Origin of the sequence: Mesorhizobium sp. L-2-11 (assembly GCF_016756595.1) — a bacterium.
Lineage (GTDB): Bacteria > Pseudomonadota > Alphaproteobacteria > Rhizobiales > Rhizobiaceae > Mesorhizobium.
Map to the genome: position 1 here is coordinate 66,453 of NZ_AP023260.1, position 25,158 is coordinate 91,610.

Sequence of the window (25,158 nt, forward strand, 5' to 3'; positions counted from 1 at the left end):
ATCAACCTAAATGCTGGTGAGGGATTTGCGGCGAAAACGATGCCGCTTGTAGCTGACGGTCGCGGTGTTCATGTCATCGCGGTTAGCCGCAAATCCCTCATCGCACTGAGTAGTATTCTCCATCCGCACATCACACAGCCAACGCCAGGTTTCACAATGAAAAACTCCCGTCGAAGGATTCGATCCGCTTTGGTCATACTCTTAACTGTTGGCGCGGTAAGTGGGATATGGGGCTATTCGCTATGGCATGTGGCGCAAGAACCACCGAATGCGCGCCTCGCGCTGGATGCGTACTACCCGCAGATGCCACCAGATGCGCACCATCGATATCTTACTCTTCCGATTGATTATGCAGATGAAAGCAGCGGACGCTTTCGCGCGTTCTATGTGCTCAGCCCTAACTTCAATCCCCAAGGTCCCGTAGTCTTTTTTCTGACGGACGGGCAAATGGAAATAGTTGGCCCGGGCGTTGATTTCTCTTTCTTTGATGAGCAGCTGCCTGGGGTATCTTATGTGCTGATCGGCCATCGCGGCCACAGCCCCACGGTTTTCCCGGAGGTCTATCCAAACGGCAAGCTGGATCTGCGCCGCGCAATGAACCTTTATGGCTCCTGGCAGCGCGTCGAGGATATCGAACGCGTAAGGCAGGACATGGTTTCAGCGAGGCTGCTTCCGTCAGGCGGGCGCATCATGATTTTCGGAGCCTCAGGCGCGGGCGTACTTGCCCAACAATACCTGGATCGACATGGGGAACACGTAGCCCGGGCATTGCTGGCCACCACGGGAGCGCCGGACTTAGCCCGCCAGCAGCGATGGACCTTCGCTCGCAACTTCGCTGAGTTCGATCCGGGGGCCGCTGACACCCTGTCAGAGATTGCAAGGCATCAGAATGGCAGGCGCCTGAGCTTGGCTTATATGCTCTTTCAACTCGGGCGACAAGGACAGTCGGGCTTGGCAACACTTCGTAAGGTCATCCGCGCAGAGCTAAGCCACAACCCCTTACCGTATGCTTGGTATGAGCTGCACCCGAGCCTGAACTGGTGGCTCAGCCGCGCCCTGCTAGGCCTGCCTGCCGCCGATGCCGCGAAAGTGCGGATGTACGAGCTACTTGGAACCGATCTGCAGAATGGGGCCTGCTCATATGGGTACGACCTCCCACTCTACCAGTGGTCCGCAGAAATCCTAAAGAATTTTCTGCATCAGCATGCGCCCTTGCCGAATCTGCAGTTGGATCGGAGCCGTTTTCAGGGGGAGGTTTTGGTCGTCTCGGGAAAGGATGATGTCGTATTCTCTCCGGCAATAGGCAAAGCCATCGCATCGGCCTATCCCAGCGCCCGCTTCCTATTGGTTCGGGGTGGCCATCGACTGGAACTGGATCACGAGTACCAGCGTGCAGTTCGCAGAGCCTTCTTCCTGCATGGCCTACAGGCACGCGACACAGCATCGCTCCTGGACTCTCCTCCCTTCACTCCCGTAGAGCAGGGCGGGGGGGTGCAATAGGTCAGAACAAGGGCGATGTCACGTTGTCTACACATAAATGGTGTTGAGGGCGGTCGCCCACATCCGCCTCCGCACCCGCAGGCTCGAAAGTGCTTGATTTCGTTAAAGCCTTTTTTGGTCAGACTCTAACATCGACGGCCACACGTCGCTTTGACCCGGTGGCGAAGGAACGACTGATCGATGCGTGTCTTGAGGCCGGGTTTTCGGCAGCCAAGCTTGCGCTCAACACAACGTTGGGCACTTATGTGGAGCAGCGACTGGCCGGCGTAGTCATGACCCCGAGTGGCGCTGCCGCTGCTGGTCCCGCCGTTCCGTGGAAGGGCCGCCGGCATGGCCCGCGAAAGGATCGGCGATGGGCCAGGGCTTGGAGCCCGGAGCAGATTGCCCGACGCTTGCCGATCGACTTCCCGGACGACAAAGACGATCTGCATCAGCCACGAAGCCATCTATCAAGTAGGGATGTCACGTTGTGTCCATACACGCGTTGAGACCTGCAGCCGCTGATGTCCGCTGACCATGGCCACGGCTTTCCATTCCGCCATGGCCTGCAGGCGGTGAAGATGTGTAGCGAGAGCGCAGCGTTTTGAGCGGGGCGGGACGAAGAGATTGCGCAGAGCCGAGAAGATCGAAACGAAGCGTTGCAGTGCTCCTGGTGATCGGAAGCCTTGCATAATCCGCTCCCGTTTTCGCAGCGGCACATGCGAATTCTCGGCACGGTTGTTCAATCCCTTATGCGACCGATGCTCGACGTCCGGCATCACCTGTCGCCTGGCTGCTCCATAGGAGCGCAGCTTGTCGGTGATCATGCGCTTCGGCGCGACGCCTTGCTTCTGTTGGCAGCCGCGTCAGCAAGCGCTTGGCCGCTTTGGTGTTGCGGCGGTTCTGGACGATCTCGTCGAGCACATAGCCATCCTGGTCAACGGTCAACGGCGCGCCACAACCAGTGTTTCCTGCCGGCGATGGTGATGACGACCTCGTCCAGGTGCCAAACATCGTTTCGGCTGTGCTGCTTGCGGCGCAAGCGGCGAGCGTACTGCGGACCGAACTTGATGCCCCACCGGCGGATTGTCTCATACAAAACCACAGGATCCCGCGATCCAGCAGCATTTCCTCGAGACGCAGGCTCAAGGGGAACCTGTAGTAGAGCCAGACCGCATTGGCGATGATCTGCGGCGGGAAACGATGGCGCTTGTAGCTGACGGTTGCGGTGTTCATGACATCGGGTCTATGCCGCAAATCCCTGAACGCGAGTTAAGTTGACAACGCCTCTCCGGCTCCTGTGGCAACCGGAAACACGCTGGTTTCGTTCTGTGGTTGTTGCAGGCGGGGCGGCTCTTTGTCAAAGAGTCGCCTGGCATCAAGCGATCTCGGAATAATGATGCCATCATCGCTGCGCGCAGACGCCACCCAACAGTAAAGCCAGCCCCGAGAAAAAGGCAGAACCCGATCAAACATACGCAAACCTTTAGCGGGCACATACCCGGCTTGCGGGTCGCCGACAACCGGCCGAATGGGCACAAAGAACGGGCGGCATTGCTCGCCGCCGTGGGCAGGAAGATCGCCCACAGGGACCGGTTGGACAATAGGCTGATACGACACCGGCGGTGAGCTCGATCAGAGGGTCGATGTTGTTGTCGGCCTTCTTCTGCACGAGCATAACGCAAACGTAAAGAAGGTTTCACGCACCCTACCGTGCTGCCGAAGTAAGATGCGCTTGCCGCCATCCTGCGGCTTTTCAGATGGAGATTTGCCATGAAGAAGCAGAATCTTGATCGCCCCATGCAGAAGTCCGCTGCCGCCCAGGCGCCGCTGCCGAAGCGCCGCTTGCCGGGTGACAGCGCCACCCTGACGTACCTCTCACCCCGCTTCAATACCGCGCCATCGGGACGGCTCTTTCTGAGACAACGAAAGTGTTGAAAGCGGAAATCAGGCTACAGGATCTGAGAGGCCGCGTTTGGCAACGCGCGGGCCGAGTGGAATTCGGTAGGAGCTGGATCCAGGCCTTTGATCACCCAGCGTTGGAAATGGTGCTGGTCAGGACCGACGGCCAATGGTTCGCCGTTGTACGTGAGCGAGCAGCCGGAATGGTCACACCGGCGGCAGTCGAGGCTTTTGATTTGGACGCTTATGTCGAGCTCTATCAGGAATGTGTGGCCTGGCCGCTGGACTATGTAATGATCGAGGTGATGGAAGGAGAACGCCGGATGCGCATTCGCGCCGGCGTTCTTGGGTCTGCGCCGATCTACTGTCGCGCCCAGCACGATGTGATATTACTGTCATGGGATTTCGCGGACTTCCTAGGTGTGCCATTCGCGCTCGATGCGGAAATCGCAGCGCATTACCTGACGCTCGGGACCTTCTACTCGGCGCGGCAAATATGCGCCGGCGTCACGATGTTGACGGAACGCGGTTCCATCTATGTTGCACCCGGCGTGGCCAACTACTGCTATCCGGAAGCGGTGGAAGTGGTCGGACCAACGGACGAGCAGGGCGGATTCGATCCTGCCCCCCGATTCCGTCAGCTGCTGCATGAGGTGTTGACCATGAGGCCGATCAAGGAAAGCGGGGCTACAATTGAGCTGAGCGGCGGAATGGACTCGGCGACAGTCGCAGTTGCTGCGCGTCACACGATGGGCAGGCTCTCCAGCAAGGGCATCCTACTGGATGGCAAGCACCGGTATGCCCAGATGGAACGGCGCAACGCGATTGTCGCGCAGCTTGAGCTGCGGGATAGCACCGTGAATATGGCCGACTTCCTGCCCTGCCTCGATCTCCGGACAGACGCTCGGCGGAAGGAGCACCCGTTGGGCGAGTTCTACCTGGAAGCGTTCGAGGCTATTTGGGCCGATGCGCGAAGCGAAGGCGCGCAGTACCTGCTCACGGGAATAGGCGGCGATGAACTATTCCAGCTGTTCGCTGGCGAAATGGCCCCTGAGCGCCTGTCGAGCGAGACGATGATCGCAGAAGTCGGTTCCTATGCCGAAAGCATTCTGACACAACGCGCCCTGACGGCAGCACGTTCGATGCGGTTGTTCGATGCGCCCACGAGCGTAGTTTCCATGCCGACGCTACTAGCGCATGTGTGCAGGGCTCCATACCTGCTGCGGCGCGGGTTGTGGCCAATCAATCCGCTGAGTGATCCGCGGTTGATGGAATATTGCCATGCGCTCCCACTGTCGGCTCGGTTCCAGCGAACGACAATGCGCAAATACCTTAATTTGGGCCTAAATGCCGGCATATTCCCCTGCACTTACGCAAAGGAGACATTCGCGCGTGTGCTTCCGGAGTTAATCGCCCAAGAGGCCGACCGAATAGCATCGCAGCTGAAGGACTGCGCGCTAGCGGATTTCGGCCTGGTCGATCAACGGGCGGTACTGAATTTATTGGAGGAGGTCGCGGCAACACGGGCGGAAGCGCCCTGCGCGCCGCTGGCGTTCTTCCTGTGGCTGGAACGATTTGTGCGGCAAGTGACATGATGGTGGCGACGAACGATACTGCAGCAGTGGAACGGGTCGTTGCGGCCGCTTTGGAGGCGGAGTACCGCCTTTCGGCCGAGGTCCGCACGGTCGTGCGTGGCGTCAACTGGACGCTTGCTGCAGGGCCGGACAGAGCGCCAGTGGCTTATGTTCGCCTTTACCGGCCCGAAGGTCGGCCGAAGGCCGAGATAGCGGCCGAGCTTGCGGTGCTCGATGCCGTAGTGGCCACCGATCGACTGGACGTGGCAAGGGCCGTGGCTAGTCAGAAGGGGCAACTGCTGACGCAGCTGGAAGTGCCGGGGTCCGGCACCCGGCCAATGGCCGTGTTTCAGGTGGCGGCGGGCGAGCCGGTGCGCGCGCGTCCCGATGATCTGCGGGCTGCCGGCGCGGCATTGGCCGACCTGCATGGTCAGACGCAGCTGGCCGCACTCGCGCCCCAACGCGAGCTGGCGGCCGAGGGGGAGATTGATCGGACCATCGCCCGGATTGAGGACGGCTTCGCCACTGAGCGCGCCAGGCTGGTGGCTGCGGTGGCCGATCTGCGGGGTCAAGGGATGAACCGGGCGGCGGGGCCTGCAGGGTTCTGCCACAGCGATTTTCGGATGGCCAACCTGCACAGGGCTATCGATCGGATTGTGATGTTCGATTTTGACGATTGCGGCCTTGGCCCACAGTGGCTCGATCTGGCCACCGTCGGGTGGTGGCTGGAACTGGCAACAGGCGATGGCGCCGCCGAGTTGTGGCGAGCGTTCCTCACTGGTTATGACCGGGCGAAAGACGACGCCGAGCTAAGCAATTCCCTGCGGTGGCTTGTAGCAGTCCAGCACCTGCGGTCGCTGCGTTTCTTACAAGACTACTGCCAGTTGGATACCGAAACCTGGGTTGATGCCCTAGGGAGCGCCGCTGGTATGGTCGAGCGGGCTGCCAGCGGTTCCCTACGCTTCTTGAGGGGCTCGTGATAACCGTCTTCGATGCCAGGTTGGCCGACGTGCCCTGGCTGGCCGAGCTGCAGGCTGGGGAGGAATTCAACCGGTGGATTTCCACTCCGCCGCCTGTCGCAGAGCTCCGGACGGAAATCGAGGGGAAGCTGGTGGATATCGCGGCCGGGCGCGGCCACTACCTTGTGGCCCGTTGGGCAGGAATGCCCGCGGGGTATGGGGCGGCCTACCTGACCCCATGCCGGCGGCGGGCTCACATCGAGGTGGGAGTGCGCCCTGACCATTTCCACAAGGGGATCGGCACCGCGATCGTGGACGCGCTGATTCACTACAAGCGGGCGGCATTCTTGGAGCGGCTGCTGGCGGTCGTGGATGCCCGCAACAAGGCCTGCCTGACCCTGCTACGCTCGCGCGGTTTCTTCGAGGCGCAGCCGGCGCCGACGCCGGGCCTCGTTTCGTTGGTGCAGGACCCTGGAAACTGAAAACTCGGCCCAAGATCGTGCCGCGGTTCAAGTCGCGATCCGCGAGGTGATCGAAGACTTAGTTAGGCAGATTCGCGGGCTGCCAAACGTGATGAAGGAGTTGACGTCCATCACGCCGTTGACGGCCCGTGCGAACCTCGGTCATCGATCGCGCTTCTCAGCTGCGCTTGTTTTTACTTGCATATTTGCAGTTCCATAATATGCGTTATACCACTTTTAGATCGATTGATTGCACAAAACCCATATATGGGAATTTGCGGACGCATTCAATTACATCGAGCACCTCTAAAACCCTCGGAGACGCACTCGACACTACACTGTCTGAGCTCTGTCGAGGTTCATGCAGTCATATCCTGCTTTGCATTAGGCTACCGTCCACCTTTGGCACTTCTTAGACTATTCTAGACTGATGCAGTTGCAATCGGCTTCGCATCGCAAGGCCTAGCAGTCGACTTTTGCGTATACACGCTGTGTTGCGAAACGAACAACCGTTATTCCCCCTACCATCACATAGAAATTCCAGCATATGGCTTGATTGTAGAAATTTCAGGTGCCATACGTTTGGATGCATATCGTTCCCTATGGCGTATATGAGAATGTGATGATTGAAGGAGCACAGTGATGCCCGGGGAACTAAGCAATAATATGATTGAACTTACTGCAGATATCGTTGCAGCCTATGTTCAGAAAAATGCAGTGCCAGTGTCCGGGGTTGCCGGATTTGAGCGCCAGCGTGAATTCGGCGTTGTCCAATATTGGGCCGCCAGCTCCGATCGTAAAGCCCGCCTCCATGCCGGCAGTTAACCCGAAAAAGTCGGTGTTTCCGGCATCAGTCTTGAGGACGGTAGGAAATATAAGTCCCTTAAGCGCCATCTTGCGACCAGTCATGGGCTGACCCCTGATGAATACCGGGCGAAATGGGGTCTGGCGAAGGACTATCCCATGGTTGCGCCGAGTTACTCGGCGACCCGATCGGCTTTGGCAAAGTCGCTAGGCTTGGGAAGGAAGCAAGCTCCGGCCAAGAAGCCTGCGGCGAAACGCAAAGCGAAGGCCTGAGGTCTGACGCTATCGCATTCGGCACTCAACGCCACTCCAAATGGTGGCGTTGATGCCGCAACGAACATTGCACCTGGATGCCGCCGAGCCGTTGTCGGTGCGACGAGTTTTGCGAACCGGCGCAGAGCTTCGTGTCCCAGGGCGAAGTTTCGCGGACTCCGATTCACGAACCGGAAGCGGGGTCATGAGTAGCTTGGCGCGCGCTCTCCTTGGCTTCATCGGCCCCCACAGACGCCGGCGACGGCGGACGCTGCCTGGCTTTCGGAGAGATTCCTCAGGGGGTTCGACGGATGTCGAGGCTAGCTCGATCCCGAACCGCGCCTGCGCCTGAGCAACGATGGCGTGGCGATCATGGTTGGCGCGGTCGGCACGGATCCATTGTGCAAGCGTCTCCGATTGGGCCGATCTCAGAACGGGCCTCCCGATCATCGGCGGTCGAGCGCCGCATTGCGGCTTGCTTGCGTTTAAGCTTCCTCTCAAGCCGCGATCGAGGCGTTGCTCTGCGGCAGACGCCGCTCATAGTCCTCGCGCAATCAGCGGCGCCGCGAGCGATTCGTTCAGCTTGATGTCGGCCTTGCAGCTTGGGCAGCTGACTTTCGGTTCATTGAGAACCCGGGCTGGACTGTCATTCGAGGTGACTCGCTGAGCGCTGATGTAGTCGCAGACCATATATTACCGGCCGCTTTTGGAAAAGAACAACGAGTGAACGTGAGTGCCGCCCCCAGTGTAAGGGAAGGAGGTAAGATCGAAGCCGACATTCGCCTGGTCGGCGGTCGACAACGATCATGGTGATCGCCCGCATCCTACGCGCCGGGCCATGACGTGGTCTGGCGGGTCTTCCAAGCGCCGATTTGGCCGGTTAGGGTTTGCAGGAGCGCGAACAACCGGATGGATGAACGCAATGATGCTGGAAAAATTGCGTGCCTGTTGGGGATTTAGCCCGACCGTCGATAGGAACGTCGCCCTGGTCGAAGGCTTTCTGAAAGGCAAGCGCTTCGCCGACCTGGCGCAGGAACATGGCTTGTCGATAACGAGGGTGCGCCAAATCATCGAGAGGGCCGATCGGCACGTGGGCGGCGGCATCGTGACCGAGGCTGAACCGTCCAAGGCCTCGCCTCGATCCGATTTCATGGTCGACTATCCGTATGTGTGGAAGCTGGCCGAGCTGCACCGGCTCGGTAGCGTCACGCCGCATCATTTCTTTACGGAGTTGGGACGCGCGGGATCGCTGGAGCGGCTGATTGACAAGATGAAGCGGTTGCCGGGGCGCACACCAGCAACAACACGTGAGCTGGCGCGCCTCGTGTGGCAAAAGGAGAGAGATGAGAGCCCATGGCCTGCAATGAAGCGATCAAACATTGCGGTCATGCAACCAAGCTGCCCGGTGGATCATCCGGACCGCGGCCTTCAATGCCAGCTCGCCTTGGAACCGGCCCTCCAGGCATTGGTTGAGCGCGCAGCGGAATCTGGCTGGACCGAGGACGAGATAGCCCACGCGCTCCTCGAGCTCGCCGGCGCGCGCCTCAAGGGGGCAGCTACCAGCGGGGCAAGGTGCCTATCTGAACAGCAACCGTGACGGGTTCTGTTGCAACTTTTTTTTTGAACTGAAGCAAGAAGATATGGCGGGCGGTGCTTATGCGGCGGCGAGGATTGCGGCTCGGCCAAGACGGATTTGGGTTGAAGGCGAACCTCGCCTGTCGTTTGCGCATCATGTGAAGCATTTCGATGCCGTCGAGGATGATGCTTGCGGCTGCGGGAGATTTGAAGCCGAGCATCGGCCGAACACGGCGCTTGATCCGCCGGAGAGGCGTTGTCAACTTAACTCGCGTTCAGGGATTTGCGGCATAGACCCGATGTCATGAACACCGCAACCGTCAGCTACAAGCGCCATCGTTTCCCGCCGCAGATCATCGCCAATGCGGTCTGGCTCTACTACAGGTTCCCCTTGAGCCTGCGTCTCGAGGAAATGCTGCTGGATCGCGGGATCCTGTGGTTTTGTATGAGACAATCCGCCGGTGGGGCATCAAGTTCGGTCCGCAGTACGCTCGCCGCTTGCGCCGCAAGCAGCACAGCCGAAACGATGTTTGGCACCTGGACGAGGTCGTCATCACCATCGCCGGCAGGAAACACTGGTTGTGGCGCGCCGTTGACCGTTGACCAGGATGGCTATGTGCTCGACGAGATCGTCCAGAACCGCCGCAACACCAAAGCGGCCAAGCGCTTGCTGACGCGGCTGCCAACAGAAGCAAGGCGTCGCGCCGAAGCGCATGATCACCGACAAGCTGCGCTCCTATGGAGCAGCCAGGCGACAGGTGATGCCGGACGTCGAGCATCGGTCGCATAAGGGATTGAACAACCGTGCCGAGAATTCGCATGTGCCGCTGCGAAAACGGGAGCGGATTATGCAAGGCTTCCGATCACCAGGAGCACTGCAACGCTTCGTTTCGATCTTCTCGGCTCTGCGCAATCTCTTCGTCCCGCCCCGCTCAAAACGCTGCGCTCTCGCTACACATCTTCACCGCCTGCAGGCCATGGCGGAATGGAAAGCCGTGGCCATGGTCAGCGGACATCAGCGGCTGCAGGTCTCAACGCGTGTATGGACACAACGTGACATGGCATCGTAAACTTAAAGAGCGCGAGGCGGTCGTAGCCCGCTTGCCCCACGGCGGTTCAAGCCCGCGCGATTTTTGCCCACAGGTTCATTGCCTCTGAACGCAGTTCGCGATGATGGCTGGAGGAGATTTCGTGGCGGGGGATGTGAAACAGGTTGGCAATCGGATCATGAATTGAGACGAAGCGCTGCAAATGGCGTTGTGACTTGTAGCGTTTCATGATCCGTTCCCGTCGCCGGACTGGCTGATGGGAGTTCTCCGCCCGATTGTTCAAGCCTTTATGCGAACGGTGTTCGACCCCCGGCATGATCTCTCGCTTTGCAGCGTCGTAAGACCGAAGCTTGTCGGTGATCATCACGCGCGGCGCGCGGCCTTGGCCCTTCAACAGCTTGCGCATCAGACGCTTGGCCGCCTTGGCATTGCGACGACTTTGCACCAGAACCTCCAGGACGAAACCGTCCTGATCGACGGCGCGCCAGAGCCAGTGCTTCTTGCCGCGGATCGAAACGACGGCCTCGTCGAGATGCCACTTGTCACCCAGCCGACCCGCTGAGCGGCGGCGGATCTCGCTGGCAAAGGTCCGCCCGAATTTCTCTGCCCAAAGCCGGACTGTCTGATGCGAGACAATAATCCCTCGTGCCGCCAGCAAGTCCTCGACCATTCGCAAACTGAGAGGAAAACGGAAATAGAGCCAGACAGCATGGGCGATGATCTCGGCGGGAAAGCGGTGGCGGCGGTAGAGTGGGTCACGCTCTGTCATAGCCCGTCATCGCACATCGGTATCCAAGCTTCGTTAAGTTGACGATGCCCGTAACGCTGATAGGCGGCATATTGGCCATTGACGAGATAGGGCGAGGCAACTCGCGCCCAGCCAACACGAAGCATTTCCAGGGCAAGATCTCGAGCGCCGGTGGTGCAACGCGCGATCGCCGTACCGTCGACTCTGTAGGAGACGACGTTGCAGGTCACCGACTTGTTGCCGACCGTCCGTTTAAGCCATGCCTTGGCAAATGGTCCGCACGGGACGGGTGGAGGAGCCTTCACTCTCTCACGGTCTTCCCACTTGGGATCGAGTGCCCATTGCGGCAGCTCGCAAGCGTCGATGTCGGCCAATTGGACGCTCTGTGCGTACTGAGGGTACCAGAGCGTCCGCCCGTCCATGACCGCGACCCGCCCCCTTAGAACAGGATGCACCCGGGTCACCTGGGCGGCGGATGGTTCTACGGCTGGCCGGTAGACCTTGCGGACAGGCTCATTCCTGATGACATCCGCCGCTTCGACGGCCTCAGCGGTGAGGGCAAGCATTGCTGCCGACAAGAGGAGTTGGGCTTTCATTGCTTCGCCTCCTTCTTGGCGCGCTCGTTGGCTGTCTTGGCCAACAGGACTGCCGGGTGTACAACATCGGGGAACTGCCAGAGACCGGCCTTGCGTTCGCGGGCGTCCAGCTCGGCCACGGAGTACGGCGGATGAATTGGCATGCCCTGATCATCGAGCGAAGCGAAGGCGTAGCCGCTCGAAATCATCATGGTGGCGAGGTCGAGGCGATCCTTGCCAACGGTGGCATAGCAGATGACGTAGGTTAGGTCCGCGGTCTTGGCGACCGGCGCGCAAACCGGCTTGGTGTCCTTGATATAGGCAGCAAACATTGCCAGGGACGCATCGCCACAATCGCGCTTTTGCCGCTTCAAGTCGGTGTAGTTGGTGCCGCGAAGGCAGGATTGAACCCCAAACAGGCGATAGCGTTGCCCCTCTGCAACCCAGGTGTCGCCGGTTTCCAGTGTTATGCCCGGCTCCAGGTCAAAATAGCCGTCAGGCGGGCATCGTAAACTTAAAGAGCGCGAGGCGGTCGTAGCCCGCTTGCCCCACGGCGGTTCAAGCCCGCGCGATTTTTGCCCACAGGTTCATTGCCTCTGAACGCAGTTCGCGATGATGGCTGGAGGAGATTTCGTGGCGGGGGATGTGAAACAGGTTGGCAATCGGATCATGAATTGAGACGAAGCGCTGCAAATGGCGTTGTGACTTGTAGCGTTTCATGATCCGTTCCCGTCGCCGGACTGGCTGATGGGAGTTCTCCGCCCGATTGTTCAAGCCTTTATGCGAACGGTGTTCGACCCCCGGCATGATCTCTCGCTTTGCAGCGTCGTAAGACCGAAGCTTGTCGGTGATCATCACGCGCGGCGCGCGGCCTTGGCCCTTCAACAGCTTGCGCATCAGACGCTTGGCCGCCTTGGCATTGCGACGACTTTGCACCAGAACCTCCAGGACGAAACCGTCCTGATCGACGGCGCGCCAGAGCCAGTGCTTCTTGCCGCGGATCGAAACGACGGCCTCGTCGAGATGCCACTTGTCACCCAGCCGACCCGCTGAGCGGCGGCGGATCTCGCTGGCAAAGGTCCGCCCGAATTTCTCTGCCCAAAGCCGGACTGTCTGATGCGAGACAATAATCCCTCGTGCCGCCAGCAAGTCCTCGACCATTCGCAAACTGAGAGGAAAACGGAAATAGAGCCAGACAGCATGGGCGATGATCTCGGCGGGAAAGCGGTGGCGGCGGTAGAGTGGGTCACGCTCTGTCATAGCCCGTCATCGCACATCGGTATCCAAGCTTCGTTAAGTTGACGATGCCTGTGGATGTCGTTCACGGCCATCAGCAGCTCTCGCTCTTCAACGCCCATTACGACGAGCGCTGCTTCCTGCCGATCCACATCTATGACGCCGCGACCGGACGTCCGGTCGCCATGATCCTGCGTCCTGGCAAGACCCCGACGGGCAAGGAGATCCGCAGCCATCTGCGCCGGCTTGTCAGGCGCATCCGCGCCCGCTGGCCGGCCACCCGCCCTGGTCCGCGGCGACGGCCACTATGGCCGGGCGGAGGTCATGGCCTGGTGCGAGAACAATGCGCTCGACTACCTCTTCGGATTGCCCGGCAACAAGGTTCTCCAGCGTCTCGTTGATGAAGCCGCCGACGATATCCGCACCCGCCGCGCGCTCGAGCAAAAGCCGGTGCTGCGCGGCTATGCCGAGACCCGATACAAGGCGAAATCCTGGAAGACGCAACGTCGCGTCTGCGCCCGCATCGAGGCAACCACCCGCGGCCTCGACATCCGCTTCGTCGTCACCAATCTCGACAAAGCCTCCGCCGAGCATGTCTACGACGTGATCTACTGCGCCCGCGGCCAGGCCGAAAACCTGATCAAGATGCACAAGAGCCAGCTTGCCTCCGACCGCACCAGCTGCCGCTCACCGATTGCCAACCAGGTGCGCCTCGTCCTGCACACCGCCGCATACTGGCTGATGCTCACCCTGCGCGAGGCGGTGCCCACAACCGATCATCTCAGCAGCGCCGAGTTCGCCACGCTGCGGCTCAGGCTCCTCAAGCTCGGCGCCCGCGTCATCGAAACCGTCTCGCGCATCCGCCTGGCCTTCGCCGCCGCCTGTCCCGAGGCCAGCCTGTTCCGACAAATCGCTCTCACGCTGCAGCCCGCAGGACCATGAGCGCCGGGGCATCAAAGCCCGCCGAACCGACACCTTGACCCTCCAGCGCGTTCCAAAGTCCAGTCTCAGCTGCGGTGAAAAAGACGCCTCACACCTGCATGACCGAACGCTCAACGGCGCTCGAACCACAAGGCTCATGAATAGGACGGGTTAGCCCCATCGCCCGATGAGCTTGCGTCGAATGGCCGGCGCCAATATCTGGCATTGGCCACCGGCTGGTCAGTAAGAGCCGCGCGACATCCACACGGCCGGGACGGTATTGATGATGATGCGAACGTCCTCGAACAGCGACCAGTTCTCAACATAGTGGCGGTCGAAGGCGACGCGGCTGTCATAGGACACATCGTTGCGGCCGCTGACTTGCCACAGGCCGGTCAGGCCCGGGCGGGATTTCAGGTAATACACTGCGGAGGTGCCATAGATCTCGAGTTCGTCGCGCACGACCGGCCGAGGTCCGACAAGGCTCATGTCGCCCTGCAGGATATTGAAGATCTGTGGCAGCTCATCGAGGCTGAGTTTCCTCAGGACTGCTCCGACCCGGGTGACGCGCGGATCGTTCTTCAGCTTGCGGGTTGCTGCCCATTCCGCGTTGGCGTCCGGGTTGGTGGCGAGATAGGCTGCCAGAACCTTGTCGCCATCGGGAACCATGGTGCGGAACTTCAGGCAAGGAAAAACCCGTCCGCCGTACCCGATTCGCCTGTGACCGTAGAAAATCGAGCCGCCGTCGGAAAATTTGACGAGCAGAGCGATCACGACAAACAGCGGGCTGAGCGCGATCAAGCCAATCAGTGAACCGGTGATATCGAAGCTGCGTTTGAGCAAGCCGCCGATCGGCGGCGGGAAATCGATGTCAGCCTGCGAAAAGCCCGCGGTGGCCCACTTGGCAACGTCCCTCATGACGCCTCCAGAGCCCTCACGGCGATCCAAGCCTGCCACCGGAGCCCTGGCACCTTCAGTAGCACATTGTCGGCTTGCTTGCCGATGGCCCGCACCGTACGGCCCAGAACGCTCCTGCGGAACGGGATCGATGCAAGCGTGGAAAGCCCGAAGAATTGCAGGTCGCATTTGGAAAAATGCTTGCGAACGATGTCGAAGTCGCTCTTCAAAAGCGGGTGCTCGTCGATCGTCCGGGCCTCGGGCGTCCAGTTGCGGTACATATTGATCAGCGGATTGTGGCCGAGCGATTCGAAGAAGATCGCGTTGCCGCTGGGTCGCGTCACCCTGTGGATCTCGCGAAGTGCGTTGTCGAGGATGAGGTGATGAAGAATGCCGGCGCCGAACACGAACACGAACGTCGCCGAGGGCAGGCTCATCTCTTCCGCATTGTCGATCCGGAACGCGACATTATTGATCCTGCGGCGCGCCGCCTCGTTCTTCGCCTTCTGGATGGCAACGTCGGAGATGTCGATGCCGGTTATCTTCTTGGCGAAGGGCGCTAGGCGAATGCTGTTCTCGCCGTCCGCGCAGCCATATTCGAGCGCAGTCTTTCCCGGCGCTGTTTCTCTCAGCAGCTGCCAGTAGGCATCCGTTGCAGGCTGGGCCGCGAAGTAGAACGAATCCTGCCTGCGTTCTTCCACAGCGCCGAAGCGCTTGTTGTGGAAGTCGCGTTCACGTTCGGGACGTTCTTGATACGCCATGGGCTGGTTCTCCGCAATTTGAACCATCTCCACTGGACTTGGGCATCGCCCCCAATATGGAGGTCAGACCGGCCTGACGCCCAGGTATTTTCAGCGCTTGAGGTATCAGGCGGCCTTGAGGTCCCAAAGTGTCTTCTCGAAGATCTCCTTGACCGGTTTGGAGATATCGGTCACCGCCTTGGTAGTGAGCGCTTGAAAATCCTTAGCCTGCTCGAGCCCCATTTCGACGCGCTTGCGTAGAAATGTGGTCTGCAGCTCAATTACCTCGGACAGCGAGTTCGCGCCGGCTAGAGCTTGAAGATGCGAAAAGTCGGCGTCGACATTGGCGCGCAGCGCGGCGATCGTCGCCAGCGACACCTCGTTGCCGACTGACCTAGCGGTTTCAAAGGTCGACTTAAGCACTTTCTTAGCCTCATCGGCGCCGAGCTGGAATTTGGCAAGCGCTTCTTTCGATTGCTCGACGCCCTTTTCGGCGGCCGCGCGAAACTGATCGGTGGCCTTGCTGGGGTCGAATGGCTGGAATTCGTCGGTTTCAGCGGTTTGGCCAGACTTGTCTGTGATCTTGGACATTTCCGGATCCTTTTGGTTGGTGGTGGTTTGTTACCTGCACACAATGAACATGCATATGCCGTGCCAAAAGGGGAAATCGTTTCGGAACAACACGATGTCTCGAATGCAGCTGTGTCGTATGTCCGACATCACGCTCGGGGCACGCGTGATTGTTGCGGCAATCGAAGCGCATGTTGGAGCTGTTCACCCGGAGGCCAAAAGGGATCACGCTTCCGGAGCTGGCGGTGGTCACAAGGATCGTCGCTGAAGATGATGCCGCAAGTTTGTCCGCCATTCTGCACGACGACTACTACACCGCCATCGCCGTAGCGCGGCGCGTTGCATCGGCGTCCAGACATCAATCCAGGCGTCGTTCCCTGCGATCTGCTGGCCCGCCTTGATTGCTTCCAGGTCTCCCGCTCGACGATTCCTTTGTCGAATAGGAGGAATCCTTCGCAACGTGAGCAGAGCATGCCGTAAGACACGAATCGACCCGCGTAGATGTCAACCGTCGTGACCTTCAAGCCGTCCTGTTCGAAGACATCGATTCCGAGTGCCCGAGCCTGTTCCGTCGTCAACAGAAGGAAATCATTCGGCCCAGCGATCGTGAAGAACCGTATCGCTTCGATGCGCAGGCCGAGATGGGGCAATATGATCCAATCTCGGCCTTGGCCACTCCGGATTCCTTGTACTCGCCGTTTTCCTCCCGGTGGGCGGCATGGAAGCCGATCTTTGAAGAAGCGGACATATATCGCCGCGCGCCCGCAACCCAGATCAGGCCGCAGGCGGAAAACACCCGCTATCTGGCAGCACCATAGTCGCATAATTGCGGAATTATGGAGCAAATTCCGCAAGAATCCGATGATGTGTGGTGCACCTTCCGAAGCTCGTTTTCCGAGAGGGACCCCCAGCTGTGACGATACCCTCATTTAGCGCTTTGCAAATTCTGGTGGCTGCAAATATTTGGTTGGTGGTCGTCATCCTTGCAAGTATAGCACCTGCGTGTGTATCGCAACATCTTCCGATCACTGTCGACGGAACCAGTTACGACCTAACGCATTTGCAGGCGTTTTCGGCATCGATTCCAGGAAAGGGAATCGATCTTGGGACCGATGTCCTTGTCGATGTGGTTTTCTCAAACCACGTCTATACAGAAAGAACTAAGCATGGTGAGCAGCATCGTGCTTTTGACCACCACGGCACAAAAAGAACGTTCGATAGCGATCGATATGAGATGTCCAAGACTCTCGGCGTTGTCATCAAGTCCAAGATAGAGAACAACGAATTGACGTACGTTTCGAAAAGCTACGGCGGGGCCGACAACCTTGTTTTCGTTGAGATGAAGGATGGTCACACATGGGCTGTCGTATACTGCCTCCAGCCACTTGCTGGCGGCTGCTCCGTGCGAATGGAGATTCTTTCCTCTCACCCAAGGTGATTGACGTGCTCCCCATCTTTGGATCGCCCCGGGCAGGAACTTCCGGGGGTGTTGAAGTGCTCCCCGTCTTTGGATCGCCCGGGCCGGAACTTCCGGGGTGTCTGGCTCAGGTGGCGGAAGCCGCCGATGAGCCTTTCATGAGCGAAATCGGCGGCTTGTTGCCGATCGCGCTGTGGGGTCGGACTGTATTGTAGTCCTTACGCCATTCCTCCATTTTCAAGCGGGCGTCGTCAAGCGTCAGAAACCAGTGGGCGTTGAGGCATTCGCTGCGGAACTTGCCGTTGAAGGACTCGATGAAGGCGTTGTCCGTTGGCTTGCCCGGCCGCGAGAAGTCCAGTTCGACACCGCGCTGATAGGCCCACAAGTCGAGGTCGCGGGAGATGAACTCCGAACCCTGGTCGACCCGGATCGTCCTCGGATAGCCCACTGATCGGCAGGCCCGCTCCAGTGTGGCTACGACGTCTTCTCCCCGGTAGCTGAACCGCGGATCGACCGCGGGAGAGAAGCGCGAGAATGTGTCGATGACGGTCAGCACCCGGATCTTGCGGCCTGTCGCCAACTGGTCGTGAACGAAATCCATGGCCCAGACATCGTTGGAGTGCACGGCCTCTGTCCGGTCTTCGCGCAGCTTCGCCTTCACCCGTCGCCGTGGCGTCTTGTTGCGGATTTGCAGGCCCAACTCCTTGTAGAGGCGATAGATTCGCTTGGCGTTCACAGGCCATCCCTCCCGGCGCAGCAATACATGGACACGACGGTAGCCGTAGCGCACCCGCGTCGCTGTGATCTCCTTGATCCTGGCTTTCAAGGCAGCCTGGTCGCCGCGCTTCGACTTATAGTGATAGAGCGACGTGTCGATCAGGAACGTCGCGCATGCCCGGCGGATCGACACCTTCCAGTCCGCCCGAACCTCATCGACAAGCCCCCGGCGGCGAACAGGCTTCAGAGCTTTTTTGACAGGACATCCTGCAGCATTGCCTTGTCGAGCGTCAGGTCGGCGACGATCTTCTTCAGCCGATTGTTCTCGTCCTCGAGCTGGCGCATGCGCTTGACCTCGGACGGCGTCAAACCGCCATAGCGCTTCTTCCAGTTGTAGAACGTCGCGTCCGAGATGCCGGCCTTGCGACATACCTCCGCGACGGGCGTTCCTTCATCCGCCTGGCGCAAAATGAACGCGATCTGCGCCTCCGAGAACTTCGACTTCTTCATGGAACTCTCCTTCTCCCGTCATCGGGATCATAATTGGAAAATTCCAACTCAGAACGGTCCGAAAAACCGGAGGCACGTCATGTGCTCTGAACCCATTGTTTGGACCGCCGGAAGATGGAGTTTCCCGGCTTTTTCACGATGGCGGGCTGGTGGCGCCATCGGGATTGAGCAACGAGATTGGGACCTTGTGCCCGATCGCTTGATCGGCAAGCTCCAAATGGCTGGTCGTCCGATTACTGAGCTGCCTCGCGCGGCAAGACGTTTCGGTTGCTGACGCAGCTTTGGTCCTTTGATGAGACGGCGGCCGAGCGCGGTGACAAAGGCGCCGCGCAAACCTGAAACGGTTGCCGTATGGCTTCGCTCCTCGGCCCTTGACTAATTGGCGGCGATGTCCAGGATTTCCCGAGAGCTTAATCTTAACCGCGCAAAGGTCTGCTACGGCTGATGGAGGGGAGGGCGCTTGGACGAGAACGATCCGAAGGAAGAGCTGATCGAGACGATGTTCCGCAACGGTACAATCACCGTCGTGGGGATATTGCTTGCCTTTTAGCTCGGCTTCGTCACGCATTGGGCTGCTAACCCCATGCCATGGGGGTTTTACGACCTGCTGCCGTTGTGCCGATCCTGTTCGGCATCGCGTTGCAGATGCGGGCGCTGTCCATGGTGCTCGACATGAGTTCGCTGCGCCGACAAATCTACGAACGCGCTAACCGCATCTTCATGGCGGGCCTCATCCTGACCGCGTGCGGCGTGGGGCTGGCGATCCTGCTCGATGTCTTCGCGATGTCAGCGAAGGGCGCGCTGCCTGGCGTTTGACGGCCCGTCACTGCGCTTTGGCCCTGCCGCTCATCGGCCGACTTCCGTACGCATTCCAAGTATGAGCCCGGTCCCATGTTGAGGACTGCGCACATACAGCTTTGATTTCTTCGGTGGCCCGGCGGCCGCCGCGGACCCTGTATGCCTGCAACCTGGAGCCTGAACATGACCATCCCATTCGCCATCGTCACGACCGCCGTGCAGCATGCCGCAGCGGTTTCGCTCGTCCCGTTTCCGTCCCGAGGTTTGGAAATACGCGGCTCAGTCGCCGTCCAAACCGAGGAGGGACTGAGTTCTGGCCGCGTCCGAAAAACAGTCTAAGAGGCAGCACTTCCTGCTGTCGCCCGCGTGCCGGAAGCTCACCTTGGCAAAGGTCCGCGAGGCGACGGCCTATGGCTGGTTCAAGCGCATGCGCTGGCCGCAGACTGACGGCGAACCGTTCTGCCCGAAATGCGGCACGCTGAGCTGGTGCTCGATGAGCCGCGGCCGCTTCAAATGCTCGGACAAGGCCTGCAAGGCCGTGTTCACCGTCACGTCGAGCACGGTCTTCGCGTCACGCACGCTCAGCTTCAAGAAGATGGTCATGGCCATCTGGCTCTCGGTGAACTCGGTCAAGGGCAAGGCTGCACTCCAGCTCTCGCGCGAGATCGGCGTGCAGTTCAAGACCGCCTGGGTGATGCTCATGAAGCTACGCGAGGCGATCGCGTGGCGCAGGGAAGACATGGTGCTCAAGGGCGAAGTCGAGATCGACGGCAATACGCTGGCGGCCATATCCGACCCGAGAACAAGGCCGAAGACCGCGTCGACCGCCGGCCGAGACCGCGCTCCCTGAGCGCCAAGGCGCACAGCCGCTTCATGTTCTGGAACTGCTTCAGGCGTGGCGGCCAGACATTCACGCGCGGCATCCGCGACGAGGACGGCGGTGGGCAGCGGTCCGTGACCACGTCTCCCGCGAAGCTACTGTGATCTCCGACGAGCATGGCAGCTACAACGACCTGGCGGGCGTCAACAAGCTGAAGCGAGTGAACCACTCCAAGGCCTACCAGACCGAGGGCGGCACGAACACCAACCAGGTCGAAAGCTTCTTCTCGCGGGTGCAGCGCGCCTACCCGACCAGCCTTTGCGAGCTGTCGAGGACCGCTGAGAGACGATTTGCGATATGGGTCTGCGGGGCCTTGGCTGCGACTCCTCGGAAATGGATCCCATTCGCATTTTGTATGAAATCGCCGGCTTTTCCGGTTGGCACAAGCGTTGCAGAGCTATTTGCGATAACATTTCGCCTAATGGGTAGGACGCATGAATTGCTGCAACAAGCTGCCTGACATCGGCCGCCGTCAATTTCTAAGAGGAGGAACGTTTGCCGATGCAGGAATGGCCATACCTGTGGAACTGCCTGCGCAGACTCAGACAAAGTCTGCACTGGGGCGGGCACTCGTCGAATACCCATCGAACAGGCTGAAGCCGAACGAACCCTCGACGTCAGTTACCAGACGGCGCGGGCCGGACCGCGACATTGTCGGATTCTGGACCACGTGCCCGCACAAGGGCTTCCCATGGAACTACAACGCCGATGACCACTCCTTTAGGTGTCCCGGCCACTACTCACATAGAAAGGTAGCAGATCTGGGCCCAGTCGACGGCCAATATTCCTCAATACGAGCTGCGCATCGACGCCAAGGGCGAAATCTACGCCGAGGGAGTCGACGAGCCTCTTTACGGCTACTGAGTAACGTACTTTAAGCGAGGATTGGATCATGCCTTATAAACATATCGACCGCCTGCCGTATCTTCAATCGGTGAATTCCCGGGTGAAATATCTGTTCGTCGGCGCCACAATGGTTTTGGCGTGCTTGCCTCCGGTCGCCCGGGCTCAGGGTATCGAGGCCGGAAAGACAGTCTTCAAAAAGTGTGCCGCCTGCCACCGCGCTGATACCGACGCGAATAAGGTCGGGCCAACCTTGAAAGGCGTTGTAGGCCGGACAGCTGGGACCGTCCCGGGCTATTCATACTCGAAAGCCATGAAGGATGCGGGCGCAGCGGGCCTCGTATGGGATGAGCCGAACCTGATGGCATATTTGGCCAATCCCAAGGCGAAAGTCCCGGCGAACAAAATGGGGTTCCCTGGGCTGAAGAATCCCGAGGACGTCAAAAACGTCATCGCCTATCTCAAGAGTGTGTCAGGTTAGAAACCTTTGGCCGTTGCGTTTCGGGAACAACGCGAAGGAGGGAGCAATCGTGTTTCACGCCGTGAAACCAGTTTTGAAAGCCGACTGTTCTGTCGGCAAAGTGGCGAAGCTATCCGACGCGGCTGGTCGAGCAGGCCTGTGCTCACGCCATCAGCAACCGCAGGACGAGAATCCATCCAATACGCTTGCTCTGGCTTCGCCACGACGGTACTCATTAGGCCGCGTCCTATGGCTCTGCCCAAAATATAGCCATGCGTCGCCGCGCCCTTAATAGGTCAAAGTTGGTTAGGGTGCTCCCTCTTCCGGCAGCCTGCATTCAGCAAGGGCCGCCGACAATTGACTCATTTCGCTGAGTTTCCGGGGCGTCCCGTTTCAACGGGATGAGGGGGGATGTCACGTTGACTTCGTCCCGCCCCGCTCAAAACGCTCCGCTCTCGCTACACACGTTGCAGTGCTCCTGGTGATCGGAAGCGTTGCATAATCCGCTCCCGTTTTCGCAGCGGCACATGCGAATTCTCGGCACGGTTGTTCAATCCCTTATGCGACTGATGCTCGACGTCCGGCATCACCTGTCGCCTGGCTGCTCCATAGGAGCGCAGCTTGTCGGTGATCATGCGCTTCGGCGCGACGCCTTGCTTCTTCAGCAGCCGCGTCAGCAAGCGCTTGGCCGCTTTGGTGTTGCGGCGGTTCCAGAACCGATGCTACTGCATCCCGCGCCTGTCAGCGCAGGAAATCCCATCCTAACCGGTCGACCATGGATTTTTGCGCCCTAAAGTGCCGATTCCCTGATATCCAACGCCGAAGTTTTCCCGGCCAGTATTTGATTGCAAATCTCCTCGAGTGTGGACGTTGCAAACGTTTAAGAAGCCTTTTCTAAAGAACGCTAGATTTACCGGTTCTCAATATCGATAAGCGGAATTCATCGAATCAATAGGGTTACCGCTCAAGAGCTGGCCGCCACTGCTGCGGATAACAGCACATGCGGCATTCAAGCCCGTTTGTACCGCGCCCTCGACCCACCCGCCGGTAAAGGAGCATCCACATCCTGCGAGATACAAGCCCGTGTCTTCTGCCGGTCTTTTTGCGGTAGCGAATTGGAAAAATAACCGTTCTGGATAGATGTCTTCACCAGGATAATTGAGCTTGAAGGCACCTACTGAATATGGATCCATCAGCCAATCGTGCTGCAGGACATGACGTTCATAGTCACCGTTAGCCGGGACTAGATGACGGGCGAAATCAGGGGAAATGGTGGCCAGATCATCGACCAGACGCTGGCACCGTTCCTTTTTGTCCAGAATGGAAAGCATTTTGTTAGCATCATCTTCCCATGTATAACTTAACAGCACCACGCCCTTACCATCCGGATCATCTGGCTGATAGTCTAGGCAGTAAACCCCTCTGGCAAGGCCATCTGACAAGATGGTTGTCGGCGAGCCCTTTTTTAACCAGAACTTGTTTTCCGTCAGCATAAACAGCTTGGAAGAGCCGGTAAGGTGAGCTTCTCTGACCGCTCGCAAAACTTCGTTAGTAAGAAAGGTTCCATCCGCCGTGAGACGATGGGCCAGCTCCATAGCTCGATTGCTGGTAGTGACGATGACGCGGTCAAAAGGCACGACCTGCCCTCCTGCGCATGTCACGAGAATCTGACCGCCTTGTTTGTAAATACGGCTTACATGACCGTAGCGGACACGCTGCCGCAAACTCACACCGTTAAGCTCCTGTTCAGCCAACCGTTTCACCAACAGGGAGATCCCTCCCATAATCAGGCGCTGATCGTCCTCGTACCCGTTAATTACAAGACGCAGTATCTCAGTAAACGCGGCTTGGTACACAGGTAAAAAGCCTCCAGATCCAATCCCCAGCGATCCGAAAAGCTCAAAATCTTCCGGCCTTTTCCAAGGTACGCGCCCTGGTGGCTGCGGTCCGGTAAAGATGGTGACGAGGGCCGAATAGAAGGAGATGTCGCGAAACGAATCTAGCCAGGCCTGCCATGCGTCACGAGCTTGGTCAAAGCGATGCGACCGAAGCAAAGTTGTGATCTTCGCCGGTGCGGGCAGTTGAATCCCTTCGTGCACGTAACCGTCGCCCATCAATGCCTGCCATCCTTGATGAACGCGCCTAAACAGTGGCGGCGGAGACTCGCCGCCTGCCATAAATGACGCGCACCTCGATAGTGCACCTCGGTATCCACGATGCCCGGATCAGGGAAGGAAGCTGCGGTATCTATCCTCAATTTGTCCAGATAATGGAACAGGCAGGTTGCGCTGGCAGGAAAGCGCATAGCGCCCATCTCGGCAATGAGATGCGGTTCGCGCGGGTCGAAGATTTGTGACCAAGCCCGCCCACCCATACGATCCCGCGCCTCAAATAGCACGATGTCCGTTATTCCGGCGCGCAAAAGTTCAGTCGCCGCCACCAAGCCACTGATGCCGGCGCCCACAATGCCAACCCGCGGGCGCTGGCTGTTTTGAGCAAAGCTCCCAATACCACCTTCAGACTCGCTCAATCGCAAGAACGGTCCATAATCATACAGAAGATCGATACTCGGCAATGAATTTCTTGCGATGGTATTGTTCAGCATACCGCTCTCCGGTGATAGCTTATTTCTTGAGATCTAGTGTGGCCGCCCTCAGAACACCTCCCCCGTTAAATTGGAACGCCGCGCGGCCACAGCATAACAATTGCTGCTCACCGGAGGCGCAATTAACGGTGGGTATTAGTAGAGAGCTTGCCAGCTTCTGTGCTCAGTAATAATAATCACTGCAAACGCATCTCGCTAATCGGAGATTGACGCAATATTTATTTGGATCAGAATTGATTGCTCAGCAGAAATCCATCGCATTCCTCTCATATAGGGAAGTCGCACTCCTGCAACCGACCACGTTTCAAATACTCGCGCGCGATATATTCTATTAGTGCTTGCTAATGATCCATATTATCTATTTCTTTCTATCACTCAATTCCAACTCAGTGAATTAATATTAGGTTTCATATGTAATATAATACGCCTCCTCACTGATCAGAACCCATTTGTCCATTCTCTTCGGCCGATGGACATGATGCGCCAAGGCTGGTTTTCGAGCTTGCGCCAAGCATCGCAGCAATGGGCGACGATATCGTCATAGGATTTGAAGATGCGGTTCGACAGCCAGTTTTCGCGCATGACGAGCCAGAGGTTTTCGACCGGGTTGAGCTCCGGTGATTTCGGCGGCAGTGGCAGGATGGTGATATTCGTGGGCACGACGAGGTTGTTGGACATGTGCCACCCGGCCTGATCCATGATGAGGATGGCATGCGCGTCATCGGCCACATGGCGGGAGATTTCGGTCAGATGCTGGGTCATGGCGTATGTGTCACACCAGGGCATGGCCAGCGCTGCCGCCTTGCCGAGCTCGGGGCAGATCGCGCCGAAGATGTAGGCTGATCGGGTTCGCTGGTCGTGCGGTGCCGAAGGTTGCGTTCCACGCTTTGCCCAGCGGCGGGTGATCTTGTTCTTTTGACCGACACGGGCTTACCCGGCCACAAGGCCGCGGTGATCGGGGCGTTGAAGCTTGGATCGTTCAGCTTGACCGAGACGTATTCCTCGCCGTCGTTGGAGACCGCCTTCCAACCCGCGCCGACCTCGACGCCGTTACCGGCGATGATGCGGAAGTCCGGGGTGTCGCGCGAGACGCGCTCCTCGATGGCCCTGTCGATGGGGTTGTCTAATCGCGGTGGGGACGTCAAGTATCTTCGCGCTTGGAGATGCGTTGGCCGGGTACACGGTT

General features: G+C 58.9%; 18 protein-coding genes and 12 pseudogenes. 15 read left to right on the forward strand and 15 right to left on the reverse strand.

Features of this window, described 5'->3' with window-relative positions; all coding sequences use genetic code 11:
• Window positions 1-39 precede the first annotated feature (39 nt).
• Window positions 40-1,500 carry an alpha/beta fold hydrolase gene (locus JG739_RS34300; protein ID WP_244750063.1) on the forward strand — a complete coding sequence of 487 codons (1,461 nt, stop codon included), beginning with the start codon at window positions 40-42 and terminating at the stop codon, window positions 1,498-1,500.
• Between the two features lie 209 nt (window positions 1,501-1,709).
• Window positions 1,710-1,953: pseudogene (locus JG739_RS35910) on the forward strand (IS30 family transposase); the annotation flags it as partial.
• Here the strand turns inward: JG739_RS35910 and JG739_RS34305 are convergent.
• Window positions 1,950-2,715: pseudogene (locus tag JG739_RS34305) on the reverse strand (IS6 family transposase). The pseudogenes JG739_RS35910 and JG739_RS34305 sit on opposite strands and share 4 nt — an antisense overlap.
• 537 nt (window positions 2,716-3,252) lie before the next feature.
• Between JG739_RS34305 and JG739_RS34310 the strand changes: the two are divergent.
• The 6 genes and pseudogenes from JG739_RS34310 (at window position 3,253) to JG739_RS34335 (ending at window position 9,028) form a co-directional block, all read left to right on the forward strand.
• Complete coding sequence (locus JG739_RS34310; protein ID WP_202367956.1) at window positions 3,253-3,417, forward strand: hypothetical protein; 165 nt, start codon at window positions 3,253-3,255, stop codon at window positions 3,415-3,417.
• Window positions 3,411-4,976: an asparagine synthase-related protein gene (locus JG739_RS34315; protein WP_202367957.1), complete on the forward strand. Its 1,566-nt coding sequence runs from the start codon at window positions 3,411-3,413 to the stop codon at window positions 4,974-4,976. The genes JG739_RS34310 and JG739_RS34315 overlap by 7 nt, the downstream gene beginning before the upstream one ends.
• Complete coding sequence (locus JG739_RS34320; RefSeq protein WP_199202512.1) at window positions 4,973-5,935, forward strand: phosphotransferase enzyme family protein; 963 nt, start codon at window positions 4,973-4,975, stop codon at window positions 5,933-5,935. Before JG739_RS34315 ends, JG739_RS34320 begins: the two co-directional genes overlap by 4 nt.
• On the forward strand, window positions 5,932-6,396 hold the full coding sequence (locus JG739_RS34325) for a GNAT family N-acetyltransferase (RefSeq protein WP_199202513.1): 465 nt from the start codon (window positions 5,932-5,934) through the stop codon (window positions 6,394-6,396). The genes JG739_RS34320 and JG739_RS34325 overlap by 4 nt, the downstream gene beginning before the upstream one ends.
• A 621-nt stretch (window positions 6,397-7,017) precedes the next feature.
• A pseudogene (locus JG739_RS34330) lies at window positions 7,018-7,452 on the forward strand (MucR family transcriptional regulator).
• A 901-nt stretch (window positions 7,453-8,353) separates the two neighbouring features.
• Window positions 8,354-9,028, forward strand: a complete 675-nt coding sequence (locus JG739_RS34335; protein WP_244750064.1) for a hypothetical protein — start codon at window positions 8,354-8,356, stop codon at window positions 9,026-9,028.
• 94 nt (window positions 9,029-9,122) lie between these two features.
• Here JG739_RS34335 and JG739_RS34340 read toward each other — a convergent pair.
• Window positions 9,123-9,254: pseudogene (locus JG739_RS34340) on the reverse strand (IS6 family transposase); the annotation flags it as partial.
• 56 nt (window positions 9,255-9,310) lie between these two features.
• On the opposite strand from JG739_RS34340, the pseudogene JG739_RS34345 reads away from it, so the two are divergent.
• A pseudogene (locus JG739_RS34345) lies at window positions 9,311-10,076 on the forward strand (IS6 family transposase).
• 46 nt (window positions 10,077-10,122) lie between these two features.
• Here the strand turns inward: JG739_RS34345 and JG739_RS34350 are convergent.
• The 4 genes and pseudogenes from JG739_RS34350 to JG739_RS34365 all read right to left on the reverse strand — a co-directional run bounded on the left by JG739_RS34350 (window position 10,123) and on the right by JG739_RS34365 (window position 12,638).
• Window positions 10,123-10,824, reverse strand: a complete 702-nt coding sequence (locus JG739_RS34350; protein ID WP_199202433.1) for an IS6 family transposase — start codon at window positions 10,822-10,824, stop codon at window positions 10,123-10,125.
• Complete coding sequence (locus JG739_RS34355) at window positions 10,821-11,399, reverse strand: thermonuclease family protein (RefSeq protein ID WP_199202515.1); 579 nt, start codon at window positions 11,397-11,399, stop codon at window positions 10,821-10,823. The genes JG739_RS34350 and JG739_RS34355 overlap by 4 nt, the downstream gene beginning before the upstream one ends.
• Window positions 11,396-11,893 (reverse strand): annotated as a pseudogene (locus tag JG739_RS34360) (thermonuclease family protein); the annotation flags it as partial. The gene JG739_RS34355 and the pseudogene JG739_RS34360, both read right to left, overlap by 4 nt.
• Window positions 11,894-11,936: 43 nt before the next feature.
• On the reverse strand, window positions 11,937-12,638 hold the full coding sequence (locus tag JG739_RS34365; RefSeq protein ID WP_199202433.1) for an IS6 family transposase: 702 nt from the start codon (window positions 12,636-12,638) through the stop codon (window positions 11,937-11,939).
• A gap of 37 nt (window positions 12,639-12,675) precedes the next feature.
• Between JG739_RS34365 and JG739_RS34370 the strand changes: the two are divergent.
• Window positions 12,676-13,556, forward strand: a pseudogene (locus tag JG739_RS34370) (IS1380 family transposase); the annotation flags it as partial.
• Window positions 13,557-13,775: 219 nt separating this feature from the next.
• On the opposite strand, the gene JG739_RS34375 reads toward JG739_RS34370, so the two are convergent.
• From JG739_RS34375 to JG739_RS34390, 4 genes are all read right to left on the reverse strand, one after another.
• Window positions 13,776-14,453 (reverse strand): sugar transferase, encoded by a 678-nt coding sequence (locus JG739_RS34375; RefSeq protein WP_199202516.1) that lies wholly within the window; start codon window positions 14,451-14,453, stop codon window positions 13,776-13,778.
• Window positions 14,450-15,193, reverse strand: a complete 744-nt coding sequence (locus tag JG739_RS34380; protein WP_202367958.1) for a class I SAM-dependent methyltransferase — start codon at window positions 15,191-15,193, stop codon at window positions 14,450-14,452. The genes JG739_RS34375 and JG739_RS34380 overlap by 4 nt, the downstream gene beginning before the upstream one ends.
• A 105-nt stretch (window positions 15,194-15,298) precedes the next feature.
• A complete protein-coding gene (locus tag JG739_RS34385; RefSeq protein WP_199202503.1) occupies window positions 15,299-15,763 on the reverse strand; it encodes a phasin in 465 nt (154 codons plus the stop codon).
• Window positions 15,764-15,891: 128 nt separating this feature from the next.
• On the reverse strand, window positions 15,892-16,392 hold the full coding sequence (locus JG739_RS34390) for a hypothetical protein (protein ID WP_199202518.1): 501 nt from the start codon (window positions 16,390-16,392) through the stop codon (window positions 15,892-15,894).
• Between the two features lie 263 nt (window positions 16,393-16,655).
• On the opposite strand from JG739_RS34390, the gene JG739_RS34395 reads away from it, so the two are divergent.
• On the forward strand, window positions 16,656-17,180 hold the full coding sequence (locus JG739_RS34395) for a hypothetical protein (protein ID WP_202367959.1): 525 nt from the start codon (window positions 16,656-16,658) through the stop codon (window positions 17,178-17,180).
• A 106-nt stretch (window positions 17,181-17,286) separates the two neighbouring features.
• On the opposite strand, the gene JG739_RS34400 is transcribed toward JG739_RS34395, so the two are convergent.
• A protein-coding gene (locus JG739_RS34400) for an IS3 family transposase (RefSeq protein ID WP_446720587.1) occupies window positions 17,287-18,386 on the reverse strand; the annotation gives its coding sequence in 2 pieces (ribosomal slippage) (window positions 17,287-18,125 and window positions 18,125-18,386; 1,101 coding nt in all).
• A 460-nt stretch (window positions 18,387-18,846) separates the two neighbouring features.
• On the opposite strand from JG739_RS34400, the pseudogene JG739_RS36600 reads away from it, so the two are divergent.
• From JG739_RS36600 to JG739_RS34420, 4 genes and pseudogenes are all read left to right on the forward strand, one after another.
• Window positions 18,847-19,202, forward strand: a pseudogene (locus JG739_RS36600) (hypothetical protein).
• A 364-nt stretch (window positions 19,203-19,566) separates the two neighbouring features.
• Window positions 19,567-20,034: a transposase gene (locus JG739_RS34410; protein ID WP_199202414.1), complete on the forward strand. Its 468-nt coding sequence runs from the start codon at window positions 19,567-19,569 to the stop codon at window positions 20,032-20,034.
• A gap of 130 nt (window positions 20,035-20,164) precedes the next feature.
• Window positions 20,165-20,524 (forward strand): transposase, encoded by a 360-nt coding sequence (locus tag JG739_RS34415; protein WP_199202415.1) that lies wholly within the window; start codon window positions 20,165-20,167, stop codon window positions 20,522-20,524.
• A gap of 513 nt (window positions 20,525-21,037) precedes the next feature.
• A complete protein-coding gene (locus JG739_RS34420; protein ID WP_244750066.1) occupies window positions 21,038-21,388 on the forward strand; it encodes a c-type cytochrome in 351 nt (116 codons plus the stop codon).
• A 443-nt stretch (window positions 21,389-21,831) separates the two neighbouring features.
• Here the strand turns inward: JG739_RS34420 and JG739_RS34425 are convergent.
• From JG739_RS34425 to JG739_RS34440, 4 pseudogenes are all read right to left on the reverse strand, one after another.
• Window positions 21,832-22,074, reverse strand: a pseudogene (locus JG739_RS34425) (DDE-type integrase/transposase/recombinase); the annotation flags it as partial.
• Window positions 22,075-22,287: 213 nt separating this feature from the next.
• Window positions 22,288-23,972, reverse strand: a pseudogene (locus JG739_RS34430) (FAD-dependent oxidoreductase).
• A 438-nt stretch (window positions 23,973-24,410) separates the two neighbouring features.
• Window positions 24,411-24,902: pseudogene (locus JG739_RS34435) on the reverse strand (IS630 family transposase); the annotation flags it as partial.
• Window positions 24,902-25,069: pseudogene (locus JG739_RS34440) on the reverse strand (DUF736 domain-containing protein); the annotation flags it as partial. The pseudogenes JG739_RS34440 and JG739_RS34435, both read right to left, overlap by 1 nt.
• Between the last annotated feature and the right edge of the window lie 89 nt (window positions 25,070-25,158).